The organism is Salmonella sp. SAL00672 (genome assembly GCF_046552175.1).
GTDB classification, from domain to species: Bacteria; Pseudomonadota; Gammaproteobacteria; order Enterobacterales; family Enterobacteriaceae; genus Salmonella; species Salmonella enterica.
Map to the genome: position 1 here is coordinate 667,558 of NZ_JBGDUQ010000001.1, position 15,041 is coordinate 682,598.

The 15,041-nt window shown below is 53.5% G+C and carries 12 protein-coding genes; 7 read left to right on the top strand and 5 right to left on the bottom strand.

Going from position 1 to position 15,041, the window contains the following annotated elements; genetic code table 11:
• The first annotated feature begins 210 nt into the window (after window positions 1-210).
• A complete protein-coding gene (locus ACLJTG_RS03410) occupies window positions 211-1,485 on the top strand; it encodes a Glu/Leu/Phe/Val family dehydrogenase (protein WP_001526439.1) in 1,275 nt (424 codons plus the stop codon).
• Window positions 1,486-1,698: 213 nt separating this feature from the next.
• On the top strand, window positions 1,699-3,411 hold the full coding sequence (locus ACLJTG_RS03415) for an alpha,alpha-trehalase TreA (protein WP_198898153.1): 1,713 nt from the start codon (window positions 1,699-1,701) through the stop codon (window positions 3,409-3,411).
• A gap of 62 nt (window positions 3,412-3,473) precedes the next feature.
• Here the strand turns inward: ACLJTG_RS03415 and ACLJTG_RS03420 are convergent, their stop codons facing one another.
• Window positions 3,474-3,728, bottom strand: coding sequence for a GlsB/YeaQ/YmgE family stress response membrane protein (locus tag ACLJTG_RS03420; protein ID WP_000511323.1), 255 nt, complete (start codon window positions 3,726-3,728; stop codon window positions 3,474-3,476).
• A 168-nt stretch (window positions 3,729-3,896) separates the two neighbouring features.
• Here ACLJTG_RS03420 and ycgR point away from each other — a divergent pair, with 168 nt between their 5' ends.
• A complete protein-coding gene (gene ycgR, locus ACLJTG_RS03425) occupies window positions 3,897-4,631 on the top strand; it encodes a flagellar brake protein YcgR (RefSeq protein WP_079951501.1) in 735 nt (244 codons plus the stop codon).
• 13 nt (window positions 4,632-4,644) lie between these two features.
• Here the strand turns inward: ycgR and emtA are convergent, their stop codons facing one another.
• Window positions 4,645-5,256 (bottom strand): membrane-bound lytic murein transglycosylase EmtA, encoded by a 612-nt coding sequence (emtA, locus tag ACLJTG_RS03430; RefSeq protein ID WP_000776974.1) that lies wholly within the window; start codon window positions 5,254-5,256, stop codon window positions 4,645-4,647.
• 170 nt (window positions 5,257-5,426) lie between these two features.
• On the opposite strand from emtA, the gene ldcA reads away from it, so the two are divergent.
• Window positions 5,427-6,341, top strand: a complete 915-nt coding sequence (gene ldcA, locus ACLJTG_RS03435; RefSeq protein ID WP_000051615.1) for a muramoyltetrapeptide carboxypeptidase — start codon at window positions 5,427-5,429, stop codon at window positions 6,339-6,341.
• A gap of 96 nt (window positions 6,342-6,437) precedes the next feature.
• Window positions 6,438-8,171 (top strand): potassium/proton antiporter, encoded by a 1,734-nt coding sequence (locus ACLJTG_RS03440; protein WP_000338376.1) that lies wholly within the window; start codon window positions 6,438-6,440, stop codon window positions 8,169-8,171.
• 61 nt (window positions 8,172-8,232) lie between these two features.
• Here ACLJTG_RS03440 and dadX read toward each other — a convergent pair whose 3' ends face one another.
• Complete coding sequence (gene dadX / locus ACLJTG_RS03445) at window positions 8,233-9,303, bottom strand: catabolic alanine racemase DadX (RefSeq protein ID WP_000197908.1); 1,071 nt, start codon at window positions 9,301-9,303, stop codon at window positions 8,233-8,235.
• A gap of 13 nt (window positions 9,304-9,316) precedes the next feature.
• Window positions 9,317-10,615: a D-amino acid dehydrogenase gene (locus ACLJTG_RS03450; protein ID WP_001266937.1), complete on the bottom strand. Its 1,299-nt coding sequence runs from the start codon at window positions 10,613-10,615 to the stop codon at window positions 9,317-9,319.
• A gap of 322 nt (window positions 10,616-10,937) precedes the next feature.
• Here ACLJTG_RS03450 and ACLJTG_RS03455 point away from each other — a divergent pair, with 322 nt between their 5' ends.
• Entirely contained in the window at window positions 10,938-12,470 is a 1,533-nt protein-coding gene (locus ACLJTG_RS03455; RefSeq protein ID WP_001240762.1) for a SpoVR family protein, read from the top strand.
• A gap of 46 nt (window positions 12,471-12,516) precedes the next feature.
• On the opposite strand, the gene fadR is transcribed toward ACLJTG_RS03455, so the two are convergent.
• Window positions 12,517-13,236: a fatty acid metabolism transcriptional regulator FadR gene (gene fadR / locus ACLJTG_RS03460; protein ID WP_000234826.1), complete on the bottom strand. Its 720-nt coding sequence runs from the start codon at window positions 13,234-13,236 to the stop codon at window positions 12,517-12,519.
• Between the two features lie 219 nt (window positions 13,237-13,455).
• Between fadR and nhaB the strand changes: the two genes are divergently transcribed.
• A complete protein-coding gene (gene nhaB, locus ACLJTG_RS03465) occupies window positions 13,456-15,000 on the top strand; it encodes a Na(+)/H(+) antiporter NhaB (RefSeq protein ID WP_000406446.1) in 1,545 nt (514 codons plus the stop codon).
• Window positions 15,001-15,041: the final 41 nt, after the last annotated feature.

Below are 15,041 nucleotides of genomic sequence, written 5' to 3' on the forward strand. Positions count from 1 at the left end.
AGCAAATAATTGCATAATTAGCGATATATCACCTCTTATAGCGGATAGTTAACCACTTCCCATTCAAAATCATAGCGAAAATCCAACTGCCTGCCATTTTTGATCTGAGTTAATTGTTTAAAAAAGTGTTAAATTTATCGCTACATGGTGTGATCTACTATGTACCACGGTCAATTAAAGAACATATTACTTTTATCACTAAGGTTTATCATGGATAAGTTATCTTACGCTTCAGATAGCAGCACATCTGCCTGGAATACCTACCTGCAACAAATCGAGCGTGTGGCCCCTTATCTGGGTGAGTTATCCCCCTGGGTGGATACTCTGCGCCACCCAAAACGCGCTCTGATCGTCGATATTCCGGTACAAATGGATGATGGCACTATTCGTCATTTCGAAGGATATCGCGTGCAGCACAACCTCTCCCGAGGTCCGGGTAAAGGCGGTGTTCGCTACCATCCTGACGTTGATCTCAATGAAGTGATGGCCCTGTCAGCATGGATGACCATCAAATGTGCCGCGCTGAATCTGCCGTACGGCGGCGCCAAAGGCGGCATCCGCGTCGATCCGTTCTCGCTGTCGGAAGGTGAACTGGAGCGTTTGACCCGCCGCTATACCAGCGAGATCGGCATTATCATCGGGCCGCAGAAAGATATTCCTGCGCCGGATGTCGGCACCAACGGTAAAGTGATGGCCTGGATGATGGATACGTATTCCATGAATCATGGCACGACGGTCACTGGCGTCGTCACCGGTAAGCCTATCCATCTTGGCGGTTCGCTGGGTCGTGAAAAGGCGACGGGGCGCGGCGTTTTCGTCAGCGGGCTGGAAGCCGCGCGTCGGGCGAATATCGCCGTTGAAGGCGCTCGCGTTGCGGTTCAGGGTTTTGGTAACGTCGGCAGCGAAGCCGCGCGTCTGTTTGCAGGCGCTGGCGCCCGTGTCGTGGCGATTCAGGATCATACCGCGACGCTGTTTAACGCCACCGGTATTGACATGAAGGCGCTCACGGCATGGCAGACAGAACACAAACAGATAGCCGGTTTCCCGGGCGCGGAAACTATCGCCAGCGATGCGTTCTGGCGTCTGGAGATGGATATTCTGATCCCGGCGGCGCTTGAAGGCCAGATAACTCGTCAGCGCGCGGAAGCCCTGACGTGTAAGCTGGTGCTGGAAGGGGCTAACGGCCCGACCTATCCGGATGCTGATGATGTTCTGGCCAGCCGTGGTATCCTTGTGGTGCCTGACGTGGTCTGTAACGCAGGCGGCGTAACCGTCAGCTACTTCGAATGGGTACAAGATATGGCCAGCTTCTTCTGGAGCGAAGAAGAGATCAACGCGCGCATGGACAAAATCATGACCGACGCGATCGTCCATGTCTGGGAGAAAGCGGCTGAGAAATCCTGCTCTCTGCGCACCGCAGCCTATATTGTCGCCTGTGAGCGCATTCTGTTGGCCCGTAAAGATCGCGGTATCTATCCGGGTTAAGGCTACAAGTTATTGCGCTAAAATCCACGTCCCGGCGTGGATTTTTTGTCTGTATCCCCCGTTTTCCACGCGTGCGCCGATAAACTCTGTCTGAATAAAATGTCTGTTTGTTCGCAAAATAGCGGTTCAATCACGCGTATCTGGTCATCGTAGACTAAGGTTTTGTCATGGTAAATGCCGTTGGCTTTGGCTCACCGCTAAGGAGATAACTTGATGATACCCCCAGAGATTCGCCGTTCTGTTCTACTGCAGAAAGCCATAAAACTGGCGCTGGCAGGGACGCTGCTGACGTTTGCATCGTTTTCGGCGACTGCCGCAGACCCGTCTTCCGACACTGAAACTCCGCAGCCGCCGGATATTTTGCTTGGCCCGCTCTTTAATGATGTCCAGAATGCAAAACTCTTCCCCGATCAGAAAACCTTTGCTGACGCCATACCTAATAGCGATCCGCTCATGATTCTTGCGGATTATCGTATGCAGCGGAACCAGTCCGGCTTCGATTTGCGCCATTTTGTTGATGTTAACTTCACCCTGCCGAAAGCGGGTGAAAAACATGTCCCGCCTGCCGGGCAGTCATTGCGTGAACATATTGATGGCCTGTGGCCGGTGCTGACCCGTTCAACTAAAAACGTCGAAAAGTGGGACTCGCTCTTGCCGTTGCCTGAATCCTATGTCGTACCGGGTGGGCGATTCAGAGAGATTTACTACTGGGACAGCTATTTTACGATGCTGGGGCTGGCGGAAAGCGGGCACTGGGATAAGGTGGCGGATATGGTGGCGAACTTTGGTTACGAAATTGACGCCTGGGGGCATATTCCTAACGGCAACCGTACCTACTACCTGAGTCGTTCGCAGCCGCCTTTCTTTGCGTTTATGGTTGAGTTACTGGCGCAACATGAAGGTGACGATGCGCTGAAAGAATACCTGCCGCAACTGCAAAAAGAGTACGCCTATTGGATGGAGGGCGTTGAGACATTGCAGCCAGGGCAACAAAACCAACGCGTCGTCAAACTGGAGGACGGCAGCGTTCTCAACCGCTACTGGGACGATCGGGATACGCCCCGCCCTGAATCCTGGGTTGAAGATATCGCTACCGCCAAAAGCAACCCCAACCGCCCGGCAACGGAGATCTATCGGGACCTCCGCTCTGCCGCCGCCTCTGGCTGGGATTTCAGCTCCCGCTGGATGGATAATCCGCAGCAGCTCAGTACCATTCGCACCACCACGATTGTCCCTGTCGATCTTAACGCTCTGCTGTATCAGCTGGAGAAGACCCTCGCCCGCGCCAGCGCTGCGGCGGGCGATCGGGCCAAAGCCTCGCAATATGACGCGCTGGCCAACGCGCGGCAAAAAGCCATTGAAATGCATCTGTGGAATAACAAAGAGGGTTGGTATGCCGACTACGATCTGCAGAACAATAAAATCCGTGACCAACTCACCGCTGCCGCACTGTTCCCGCTCTATGTAAACGCCGCCGCGAAAGATCGCGCCGCGAAAGTGGCGGCGGCGGCCCAGGCGCATCTGCTACAGCCTGGCGGGCTGGCTACCACCTCGGTTAAAAGCGGACAGCAGTGGGATGCGCCAAACGGCTGGGCGCCGTTACAATGGGTCGCTGCCGAAGGATTACAAAATTATGGGCAGGATGACGTGGCAATGGAAGTCACCTGGCGCTTTTTAACCAATGTGCAGCACACCTACGATCGCGAGAAAAAACTGGTCGAAAAATATGATGTCAGCAGTACCGGAACCGGCGGTGGCGGCGGCGAATATCCCCTTCAGGACGGCTTTGGCTGGACCAACGGCGTGACGCTGAAAATGCTCGATCTGATTTGTCCGCAGGAAAAACCGTGTGATAGCGTACCGTCTACTCGTCCGGCATCGTTAAGCGCAACGCCGACAAAAACGCCGTCTGCAGCGACGCAGTAACGCGTGTTTATAGTAGGTTGACCCGGCGCTGACCGGGTCAACGCTTACACGTTTTGCAGCGGTTAGCCGCGTCGCAGAAGGCGGAAAATCACCAGCACCACGATCGCGCCCACCACGGCGACCAGGAAACTGTGCAGATTGAAGCCGCTGATACTGCCGCCAATACCAAACATCGTCGCCAGCCATCCGCCAACGACCGCCCCGACGATACCGAGAATACAGGTCAGGATAAATCCCCCGCCATCGCGCCCCGGCATAAGCAATTTGGCGATAACGCCGGCAATCAAACCAAAAACAATCCAGGCGATAATTCCCATTTGCGAACCCTCTTTCCAGTAAAAACGTTTTAAGTATAGGCAAAGTCGAGCGTCGCATTTCTGAACACTGATTTATCTCGCGGACATAAAAATTTATTTATCGCTATTAAGTTCTTTCTACTGATGCCGATAACCCAACGATAGTCTGCGTATCAGGGGTTATTTCGTGTGAGTGGTTACAATGAGCAGTTCCTGAAAAAAAATCCATTAGCGATATTAGGCGTGCTACGGGATTTAAATAAAAATCAGGTTCCACTGCGTATTTCATGGGCGCATGGTCAATTCATCAGTAAAATTTTGGCGGTAGACCCGGAAAAACTCATCGTGGATTACGGCAGCCAGGAATACGAAAATAGCGCCGTATTACGTGCCGGGCAGGTAGCCATTATCGCAGAAACGCAGGGCGCAAAAGTCGAGTTCACGTTGCCGCAACTCGTTACAGGCGAATATCAGCGGCTGCCGGCCTTTATCACGCCCCTGCCGTCGTCACTGTGGTTTGTCCAGCGCCGGGAGTATTTTCGCATTGGCGCGCCGCTGTATCCGCCTTATTACGGCGTCACCACGCTACCGGACACCCGTACGTTACGTTTTCGCCTGTTTGATCTTTCCCTGGGCGGCATGGGCGCGCTACTGGAATCCGCCATCCCCGACGGACTAATCGAAGGCGCACGCTTTTCGCAGGTTGAACTGAACATGGGGCCATGGGGGATTCTTCACGTTGACGCCCAGCTTATCGCCATCAGCGAGCGTAAAGTGATTGATAGGAAAAATGAAACGATCACCACTCCCCGCCTGAGCTTTCGTTTCCTTAACGTTAGCCCGGCGGTGGAGCGGGAGTTGCAGCGGATTATTTTTTCGCTTGAGCGCGAGGCCCGAGAAAGAGCGAATAAAGTGCGAGAATAATCTTCACGCTAAACTACATGGCGTCCAGCGCCTGCTGAAGCTTCCAGATATAGCGCGGCGCCTGCGGCGCGGGATGATTATCAACAACATGTTCAAAAAACTCGTCCGCATCCAGATCGTTAATTTTTTCTATCGCCTTCTTCCTGTCGGATGAAAAAGTACGCAATAACGCGCCTGCGCCGTTAGCATAAGAGACGACCAGCGCATATTGCATCACCTGCGGATCTTTGATGCCGGCCAGCGGCCCATTTTCCAGAATGCTCAGATACGCCGCGCCCATTGAGATGTTACGCTCAGGGTTTTTCAGCTCGCTGGTGGTCGGTTCGCCACGCCAGCCCATGCGACGGTAAACGTCGCGCCCGGAGGTCGATGCCTTTAACTGCATCAGGCCAATCGCATTGGATTTACTGACCGCGTTAGGGTTGCCGCCGGATTCAATGGCGATAATCGCGGTGATTAAATGCGGATCAACCCCCCATGCCGCCCCGGCTTTTTCACTGATGGGCATCCACTGCATCGCACGCTTTACAGGCACTTCGGCATTCCACGGCGGATTCCTGTAATCCTGTTTTGAGCTACAGCCAGCCAGTATTACTACCAAAAAAGCAAACCATCTTAATTTCACGTCATCTATCCTTATAGCCGTAACTTATCTGCCGAAGAGGTCATACCGCCCCGGCCAGGCACTTAGGTTGCCTCCCTGGTGCGCATCCAGAAACGTCGCACAACGAGGGACATCGCCTAATATATGCGGCATGATATACATTTGCATTCTATTGTCAGCAAGGAATTACCATGTCTCTGTTTCATTTAATCGCCCCCTCGGGCTACTGTATTAACCAACAGGCCGCGTTACGCGGCGTTCAGCGCCTGACTGACGCGGGTCATCAGGTGGAGAATGACGAGGTGATTCGTCGCCGCTATCAGCGTTTTGCCGGTACGGACGCGGAACGGCTGGCCGATGTTAATTCGCTGGCCTCGCTAACTTCGCCGGATACGATCGTCATGCCGGTTCGCGGCGGCTATGGTGCCAGCCGCTTGTTGGATCGTATCGACTGGCAGGCGCTCGCCACCCGGCAACAGCGCGATCCCTTACTGATTTGCGGTCATAGCGATTTTACGGCGATTCAGGCTGGACTCCTGGCGCAGGTCAATATCATCACCTTTAGCGGTCCTATGCTGGCGGCAAATTTTGGCGCCGAAACGCTGAATACGTTCACCGAGCAACATTTCTGGCTGGCGCTACGCAAGGCGCAATTTACCGTAGAGTGGCAAGGCGACGGCCCTCAGTGCGACGTACAAGGCACCTTATGGGGCGGAAATCTGGCGATGTTGATTTCCCTTATCGGTACGCCCTGGATGCCGACTATCGATAAAGGAATTTTAGTGCTGGAAGATGTCAATGAGCACCCTTTCCGGGTGGAGCGTATGCTTTTGCAACTGGAGTACGCCGGAATTTTAAACCGCCAGAGCGCCATCGTTCTCGGCAGCTTTAGCGGCGCGGCGCCCAACGAGTATGACGCCGGTTATTCTCTGGAGAGCGTCTACGCGTTTTTACGTTCCCGTCTGTCCGTTCCGCTGATTACCGGTCTCGACTTCGGGCATGAACAGCGTACGGTGACGCTCCCTATCGGGGCAAACGCGACGCTTAAAAATACGCGCCAGGGGACTCAACTCACTTTATCTGGTCATCCTACGCTGCAATTGTAAAAAAAGTCCCCGACAGGCTAAGTAAAACGCTGCCCTGGCCGTTATTATGTTAATGTTAAATAATACGAAGTCGTGTGAGTCAGGAGATATAAAACGTTGGATGCTGCAACAATTATTAGTCTATTTATTTTAGGTTCCATCCTTGTAACCAGCAGTATCCTGTTAAGTTCATTCTCATCGCGACTGGGTATCCCGATTCTGGTCATTTTCCTCGCCATTGGGATGTTAGCGGGTGTGGATGGCATTGGCGGTATTCCTTTCGATAATTATCCTTTCGCTTATATGGTCAGTAACCTGGCGCTGGCGATTATTTTACTCGATGGCGGCATGCGCACCCAGGCCAGCTCTTTCCGGGTAGCGCTGGGCCCCGCGCTGTCGCTGGCAACGCTCGGCGTGCTGATCACGTCGGGGTTAACAGGTATGATGGCCGCCTGGCTGTTTCATCTGGATCTTATTGAAGGTCTGCTCATTGGCGCGATAGTCGGTTCCACTGACGCCGCAGCGGTCTTTTCTCTGCTTGGCGGCAAAGGGCTAAACGAACGTGTAGGCTCCACGCTGGAGATCGAATCGGGAAGTAACGATCCGATGGCCGTTTTTCTGACCATTACATTAATTGAGATGATCCAGAAACACGAAACCGGTCTGGACTGGATGTTTGCCGTCCATATTATCCAGCAGTTCGGTCTCGGTATTGTTTTTGGCCTGGGCGGCGGTTACCTGCTACAGCAGATGATCAACCGTATTTCTCTGCCCAGCGGCCTGTATCCGATGCTGGCGCTCAGCGGCGGTATTCTGATTTTTGCTTTGACGACCGCGCTTGAAGGCAGCGGCATTCTCGCGGTCTATCTGTGCGGATTCCTGTTAGGAAACCGTCCGATTCGCAACCGTTACGGCATCCTGCAAAACTTTGACGGACTAGCCTGGCTGGCGCAGATCGCGATGTTCCTGGTTCTGGGACTGCTGGTGACGCCTTCCGATCTGTGGCCGATTGCCGTCCCTGCGCTTATTCTCTCCATCTGGATGATTTTCTTCGCCCGCCCACTGTCGGTGTTTACCGGCCTGCTGCCATTTCGCGGCTTCAATCTTCGGGAGCGCATTTTCATCAGTTGGGTCGGACTGCGCGGCGCGGTGCCGATTATTCTCGCCGTTTTCCCGATGATGGCCGGGCTTGAAAACGCTCGCCTGTTCTTTAATGTCGCTTTCTTTGTGGTACTGGTGTCACTGCTCCTGCAGGGAACATCGCTGTCATGGGCGGCGAAGAGAGCCAAAGTGGTCGTGCCTCCGGTTGGCTGGCCAGTATCGCGCGTGGGGCTTGACATCCATCCTGATAATCCGTGGGAGCAATTCATCTATCAGTTGAGCGCCGACAAATGGTGCGTCGGCGCGGCGTTGCGCGACCTGCATATGCCGAACGAAACCCGCATTGCCGCGCTATTTCGCAATAATGAACTGTTTCACCCCACGGGTAGCACTCGCCTGCAGGAAGGCGACGTACTCTGCGTGATTGGCCGGGAGCGCGATCTGCCAGCGCTGGGCAAATTGTTTAGCCAGTCGCCGCCGGTTTCGTTAGATCAGCGTTTCTTTGGCGATTTTATCCTCGAAGCGAACGCGAAATTCGCCGACGTGGCGCTTATCTACGGGCTGGAAGAAGGAACGGAATACCGGGATAAACAACAAACTCTGGGTGAAATCATACAGCAGCTGCTGGGCGCTGCGCCGGTCGTCGGCGATCAGGTGGAGTTTGGCGGCATGATTTGGACGGTAGCTGAAAAAGAAGATAACGTGGTACGCAAGATTGGGGTACGCGTCGCCGAAGACGAAGCAGAATAAGGTCGCCGGACAACGTCGACCCGCCCCCGGTGGACCGGTCGACGCCTTAGCCTGAATTAGGTTACGTTGTCACAAACGGCACGCGCGGCGCTACGGCGCACAGTAGCTCATAGCCCAGCGTGCCTGACGCAGAGGCGACATCATCGACCTTAATTTCTTTGCCCCATAATTCAACCGGCGTGCCGATTCCCGCCTGCGGACACGGCATCAAATCCACCGCCAGCATATCCATTGAAACGGTGCCTACTGTTCTGGTACGGATACCGTCCACCAGCACGGGCGTCCCGGTCGGCGCATGGCGTGGATAGCCATCGGCATAACCCGCCGCGACGATGCCAATGCGTTGTTCCTGAGTCACAGAATACCCTCCGCCATAGCCTACCCTTTCACCCGCGCTCAGCGTCTGCACGCCAATAATTTCGCTACTCAGCGTCATCACAGGTTTTAGTCCGGTATCGGCAATATCCCGCCACTGTCCTGACGGCGACGCGCCGTACAAAATAATGCCCGGCCTGACCCAGTCATAATGCGCCTGGGGATGCCACAGCGTCGCTGCCGAATTTGATAACGAGTATGAACATTGAAGGCCTTCCGTCGCCAGCGCAATACGCCTCATCGCCTCCCCGATACCTTCCGGATGATCGGCCTGAGCGAAATGTGACATCAGGGTCATTTCACCGACATTGCGCATTGCCCGCAATTGCTGCCAGACGGTCTGCGCCCGCTCAGGCTGAAAACCGAGTCGGTTCATGCCGCTGTTGACTTTGACATAGATATCCAGCGGCGCGTTAAGCCGCGCATTTTGCAGCGCTTTCAACTGCCAGTTACTGTGGATGCAGGTGGTCAGCCGATAAGTGTCATACGCCTCCAGGTCTTGCGCATGGAAAAACCCCTCCAGCATCAATATCGGCCCTTTCCACCCGCGCTCACGCAGGGTAATCGCCTCTTCAAGGTTGAGCATAGCGAAACCATCTGTGGCGCCCAGCGCGCTCCAGACGCGTTCAATACCGTGGCCGTAGGCGTTGGCTTTCACTACCGACCAGACGCGCGCCTCTGGGGCCGCCCGGCGCACAATAGCCAAATTTTGTTTCATTACCTGTAAATCAAGGCTGGCCTGTATAGGGCGGGTCATTTCACTTCCTTTATCAGTTATGCGCGCTATGCAAACGTTGCGGGGGGGTGGGCGTAAAATCGGAACGGTATCGCGCCACGCTCAGATCGTCGTAGGGTATCGCTGGCGTGCGACCCGACAAGATATCGCTTAACAACTGGCCTGAACCGCAGGCCATCGTCCAGCCTAAGGTGCCGTGTCCAGTATTAAGCCACAGATTTTTATAACGGGTGCGTCCTACTACCGGCGTGCCGTCCGGCGTCATGGGGCGCAGGCCGGTCCAGAATGTGGCCTGCTCAATATGACCGCCGCGCGGAAAGAGATCGCGCACAACCATCTCCAGCGTCTCGCGGCGCGGTTGCAGTAAGTCGGTATTAAAGCCCACGATTTCCGCCATTCCCCCCACGCGAATACGCTTATCAAAACGCGTAATAGCGATTTTGTAGGTTTCATCAAGAATCGTCGATACCGGCGCGCCGTCTGGCTCGACGATTGGGATGGTTAATGAATAGCCTTTCAGCGGATACACCGGGATATCAACAATGCCTTTAAGCATCGCCGTCGAATACGATCCAAACGCCATAACATACGCATCTGCTTTAATGATCTCATCGGCGCATTTCACGCCGTAAATCTGATCATTTTCGTACAGTAATTTTTCCACGGGAGTATTAAAGCGAAAGGTTACGCCCGCCTGCTCCGCCATGCGCGCCAGACGCTGGGTAAAGAGCTGACAGTCCCCGGTTTCATCATTCGGTAAGCGCAGTCCGCCGGTTAATTTATGCGCAACCTCAGCCAGAGCGGGTTCAACTTCCGCCAGTCGGCTGGATTCCAGGAGCTGATACGGCACCCCGGCATCTTCCAGCACGGCGATATCACGGGTGGCGTTCTCATACTGTTGCGCGGTGCGGAAGAGTTGTAGCGTTCCCCCCTGGCGGCCTTCATATTCGATACCGGTCGCGGCGCGTAGCGTTTTCAGACAGTCGCGACTATATTCCGCCAGGCGCACCATGCGGCCTTTATTTTCCATATAATGCCGGGTATCGCAGTTACGCAGCATTTGCCACATCCACTTCAGTTGAAATGGGGTGCCATCCAGACGCACCGCCAGCGGCGCATGGCGCTGGAACATCCATTTTATCGCCTTCAGCGGTACGCCAGGGGCCGCCCAGGGCGCCGCATATCCCGGTGAAATTTGTCCGGCATTCGCCGCGCTGGTTTCTTGCGCCGGGCCGGATTCGCGATCGATGACGGTGACATCATGCCCCGCCTGACTTAAGTACCAGGCGCTGGTCACGCCAACTACGCCACTCCCCAGGATGACAACTCGCATAGCCACTCCGTTAATAGTAAAAGAACAATCTTCTGATTACATCTTGATAACCCAGATGAAAATATTATTCAACATATGACTTTTTTATGGTGACGTGCTTCACATATACCCTAAAGACAAGCGATCCCACTGGTTTGGGATCTCCTGCTACGCGGCATGGCTATACAGCATAAAATGATGCCAATACCCGATTTTTTGCCGTTCAATGTGGAGGAAACCGCAAAGAAAAGTTTTCACGATCAAGTCGTTTTTTAACATGGTGTTCTATGCTTGAAAGGAGGCGCTCCATACAGAGAGCGTCGCCAACAATGAGGGTGCGCGAATGGCAATGATTGATTCCATGAACAAGGACACCACACGTTTGAGCGATGGACCCGACTGGACATTTGATCTGCTGGATGTCTATCTGGCAGAGATAGACCGCGTGGCGAAGCTCTACCAACTGGATACTTACCCGCACCAAATTGAAGTCATCACTTCCGAACAGATGATGGACGCCTACTCCAGCGTCGGGATGCCGATCAACTATCCGCACTGGTCGTTTGGCAAAAAGTTCATTGAGACGGAACGTCTGTATAAGCATGGTCAACAAGGACTGGCTTATGAAATTGTGATCAACTCTAATCCCTGCATTGCCTACCTGATGGAAGAAAACACCATCACCATGCAGGCGCTGGTCATGGCGCACGCCTGTTACGGCCACAACTCCTTTTTTAAAAATAATTATCTCTTCCGGAGCTGGACGGATGCCAGTTCTATCGTCGATTACCTGATTTTCGCCCGGAATTACATTACCCGCTGTGAAGAACGCTACGGAGTGGATGAAGTAGAAAAACTGCTCGACTCCTGCCACGCGCTGATGAATTACGGCGTCGATCGCTATAAGCGCCCGCAGAAAATCTCGTTGCAGGAAGAGAAAGCGCGACAAAAAAGCCGGGAAGAGTATCTACAAAGCCAGGTGAATATGCTGTGGCGCACGCTGCCAAAACGCGAGGAAGAAAAAACTGTCGCCGAAGCACGCCGCTTTCCCGCTGAACCGCAGGAAAACCTGCTCTATTTTATGGAGAAAAACGCCCCATTGCTCGAGCCGTGGCAGCGCGAAATTCTGCGCATCGTGCGTAAAGTCAGCCAGTATTTTTATCCGCAGAAACAGACGCAGGTCATGAACGAGGGCTGGGCGACCTTCTGGCACTACACCATCCTGAACCATCTGTATGATGAAGGCAAAGTGACGGAACGCTTTATGCTGGAGTTTTTACACAGCCATACCAATGTCGTATTTCAGCCGCCCTATAATAGCCCCTGGTATAGCGGAATTAACCCCTATGCGCTCGGCTTTGCCATGTTCCAGGATATCAAACGTATTTGTCAGTCGCCCACGGATGAAGATAAATACTGGTTTCCGGATATTGCCGGTTCCGACTGGCTGGAAACGCTGCACTTCGCCATGCGCGATTTTAAAGATGAAAGCTTTATCAGTCAGTTCCTGTCGCCAAAAGTGATGCGTGATTTCCGTTTCTTCACGGTACTTGATGATGACAGGCATAATTATCTGGAGATCTCCGCCATTCATAACGAAGAAGGTTATCGGGAGATTCGATCAAAACTGTCGTCACAGTATAACCTGAGCAACCTGGAGCCGAATATTCAGGTCTGGAATGTGGATTTACGCGGCGACAGATCGCTGACGTTGCGTTATATCCCGCATAACCGCGCACCGCTGGATAAAGGCCGCAAAGAGGTGCTGAAACATGTGCATCGGTTATGGGGCTTTGATGTGATGCTGGAGCAACAAAATGAGGATGGCAGCGTAGAACTGCTGGAGCGTTGTCCGCCGCGCATGAACATGCTGTAATCGAGATGCTGCCCGGTAGTGTTTGCGCTTACCGGGCATCGCGGGATTATCGTCCCTGAATCGCTAAATCGCCGGGCAGATTTTTCTGCATCCGATGCCAAATCTCGCCGCTGTCATGCCCGTAACGTCGCACCGTTTCATACACCTGGTCGTGCGCGCCCTGCTCGCATAACGACGATAATTTATGATAGAAACCCAGTGCCAGACTGCGCGCTTCCGGATTGGCGAAATAGTGGCGACCAATGCGGGTGTATAACCCTTTCATGCCGTTCAGGATCAAGCCGTAAATAGGATTGCCGGAGGCGAATGCCAGACCACGAAAGATGTTATAGTCCAGATCGGCGAATGCATCGGCATGGTCGGCCACTTCGTGGGCAGTGGCCAGCACTTCCTGCGCCTTATCCGGGTGTTGACGCAACGCGGTACGAATAAAGATAGTAGAAATATTGGTACGCACCGACAACAAATTGTCGATCAGTTGCGGAACGCTTTCATGATCAAGGCGGGCCAGCGTTTCAAGGATATTCAGCCCTGACGTTTCCCAAAAATTATTAACCTTTGTCGGTTTGCCATGCTGAATGGTCAGCCAGCCATCTCGCGCCAGCCGCTGTAACACCTCGCGTAATGTCGTGCGCGTCACGCCGATCAGTTCGGAGAGTTCTCGTTCTGCCGGTAAGATCGTGCCAGGAGGAAAGCGGTTATTCCAGATACTTTCAATAATATACTCTTCCGCGAAACCCGCCGGGCTCTGCGCCTTAATGACCATAGTGAGATTTCCATTACACAGCAAAACATAGTTGCACTCATCATACCAGACGGGCGTAACACCTGATAGCGGACGCAATGAAGAAAAAGGGGATCAAGGCACCATTTCTGATATCGCCTGCCAATATCGTTAAGGACTTGCTTGCATTCGTCGCGCTCGCTACTCTCTGTGTTTAAACATAAAAACGCTATTTCATTTTTCTAGGTAAGGAAACATTTCATGGAGATCTCATGGGGTCGCGCCATGTGGCGCAACTTTTTAGGCCAGTCGCCCGACTGGTACAAACTGGCACTACTTGTCTTTTTAATTGTTAACCCATTCATTTTCTTAGCTAATCCCTTTGTTGCCGGTTGGCTGCTGGTGGCAGAGTTTATCTTCACTCTGGCGATGGCGTTAAAGTGTTACCCCCTGCTGCCCGGCGGGTTACTGGCCATTGAAGCCGTTATCATCGGTATGACCAGCGCCGCCCATGTACGTGAAGAGGTTGCCGCCAACCTGGAAGTCTTGCTGCTGCTGATGTTTATGGTGGCAGGCATCTACTTTATGAAGCAGTTATTGCTGTTTATTTTTACCCGTCTGTTACTCAGTATCCGCTCGAAGATGGTTCTGTCGCTGGCCTTTTGCGTCGCCGCCGCATTCTTGTCGGCTTTCCTTGACGCGCTTACCGTCGTTGCGGTGGTGATCAGCGTCGCCGTCGGTTTTTACGGGATTTACCATCGTGTGGCCTCATCGCGCGGCGAAGAGAACGATATGCTGGACGACAGCCATATCGATCCGCATTACAAAACGGTGCTGGAGCAATTCCGCGGATTCTTACGTAGCCTGATGATGCATGCAGGCGTGGGGACGGCGCTGGGCGGTGTCATGACCATGGTCGGGGAGCCGCAAAACCTGATCATCGCTAAAGCGGCTGGCTGGCATTTCGGCGACTTCTTTTTGCGGATGTCGCCTGTCACCGTCCCGGTACTGGTATGTGGACTGTTAACCTGTATGCTGGTCGAGAAAATGCGCTGGTTTGGCTATGGCGAAACGTTGCCCGAAAAAGTCCGCGATGTTTTACAGCAATTCGACGATCAAAGCCGTAAGAAGCGCACCCGCCAGGATAAAATTAAACTAATAGTCCAGGCGGTTATTGGCGTCTGGCTGGTTACCGCCCTCGCCCTCCATCTCGCGGAGGTGGGACTGATTGGTCTGTCGGTCATTATTCTGGCCACCGCGTTAACGGGTGTAACCGATGAACACGCCATCGGCAAAGCGTTTACCGAGTCGCTGCCGTTTACTGCGCTGTTAACCGTTTTCTTCTCCATTGTGGCGGTTATTATCGATCAACATCTTTTCGCGCCGATTATTCAGTTCGTCTTGCAAGCCTCTGAACACGCGCAGCTAACGCTGTTCTATCTCTTTAACGGCCTGTTGTCTTCCATCTCAGATAACGTCTTTGTCGGCACCATTTATATCAACGAAGCGAAGGCGGCAATGGAAAACGGCGCAATCAGCTTAAAACAGTTTGAGCTGCTAGCCGTGGCCATCAATACCGGTACTAACCTGCCATCGGTAGCGACGCCAAATGGTCAGGCGGCATTCTTATTCCTGCTGACCTCCGCGCTGGCGCCGTTAATCCGTCTCTCCTATGGCCGTATGGTCTGGATGGCGTTACCGTACACTATCGTACTGACCCTGATAGGGCTACTGTGCGTCGAATTCACTCTTGCGCCGGCCACCGAATGGATGACTCAGGCAGGATGGTTAGCAACGCTTTCGTAACGTTTGGCCGGGCAATACACCGCCCGGCTCCGATTTTTGCC

Bases quoted from the DNA above. Each gene is read 5' to 3' on its own strand.
- ACLJTG_RS03410 (WP_001526439.1), top strand. From the start codon at position 211: ATGGATAAGTTATCTTACGCTTCAGATAGCAGCACATCTGCCTGGAAT.
- ACLJTG_RS03415 (WP_198898153.1), top strand. From the start codon at position 1,699: ATGATACCCCCAGAGATTCGCCGTTCTGTTCTACTGCAGAAAGCCATA.
- ACLJTG_RS03420 (WP_000511323.1), bottom strand. From the start codon at position 3,728: ATGGGAATTATCGCCTGGATTGTTTTTGGTTTGATTGCCGGCGTTATC.
- ldcA (WP_000051615.1), top strand. From the start codon at position 5,427: ATGTCTCTGTTTCATTTAATCGCCCCCTCGGGCTACTGTATTAACCAA.
- dadX (WP_000197908.1), bottom strand. From the start codon at position 9,303: ATGACCCGCCCTATACAGGCCAGCCTTGATTTACAGGTAATGAAACAA.
- ACLJTG_RS03450 (WP_001266937.1), bottom strand. From the start codon at position 10,615: ATGCGAGTTGTCATCCTGGGGAGTGGCGTAGTTGGCGTGACCAGCGCC.
- ACLJTG_RS03455 (WP_001240762.1), top strand. From the start codon at position 10,938: ATGGCAATGATTGATTCCATGAACAAGGACACCACACGTTTGAGCGAT.
- fadR (WP_000234826.1), bottom strand. From the start codon at position 13,236: ATGGTCATTAAGGCGCAGAGCCCGGCGGGTTTCGCGGAAGAGTATATT.
- nhaB (WP_000406446.1), top strand. From the start codon at position 13,456: ATGGAGATCTCATGGGGTCGCGCCATGTGGCGCAACTTTTTAGGCCAG.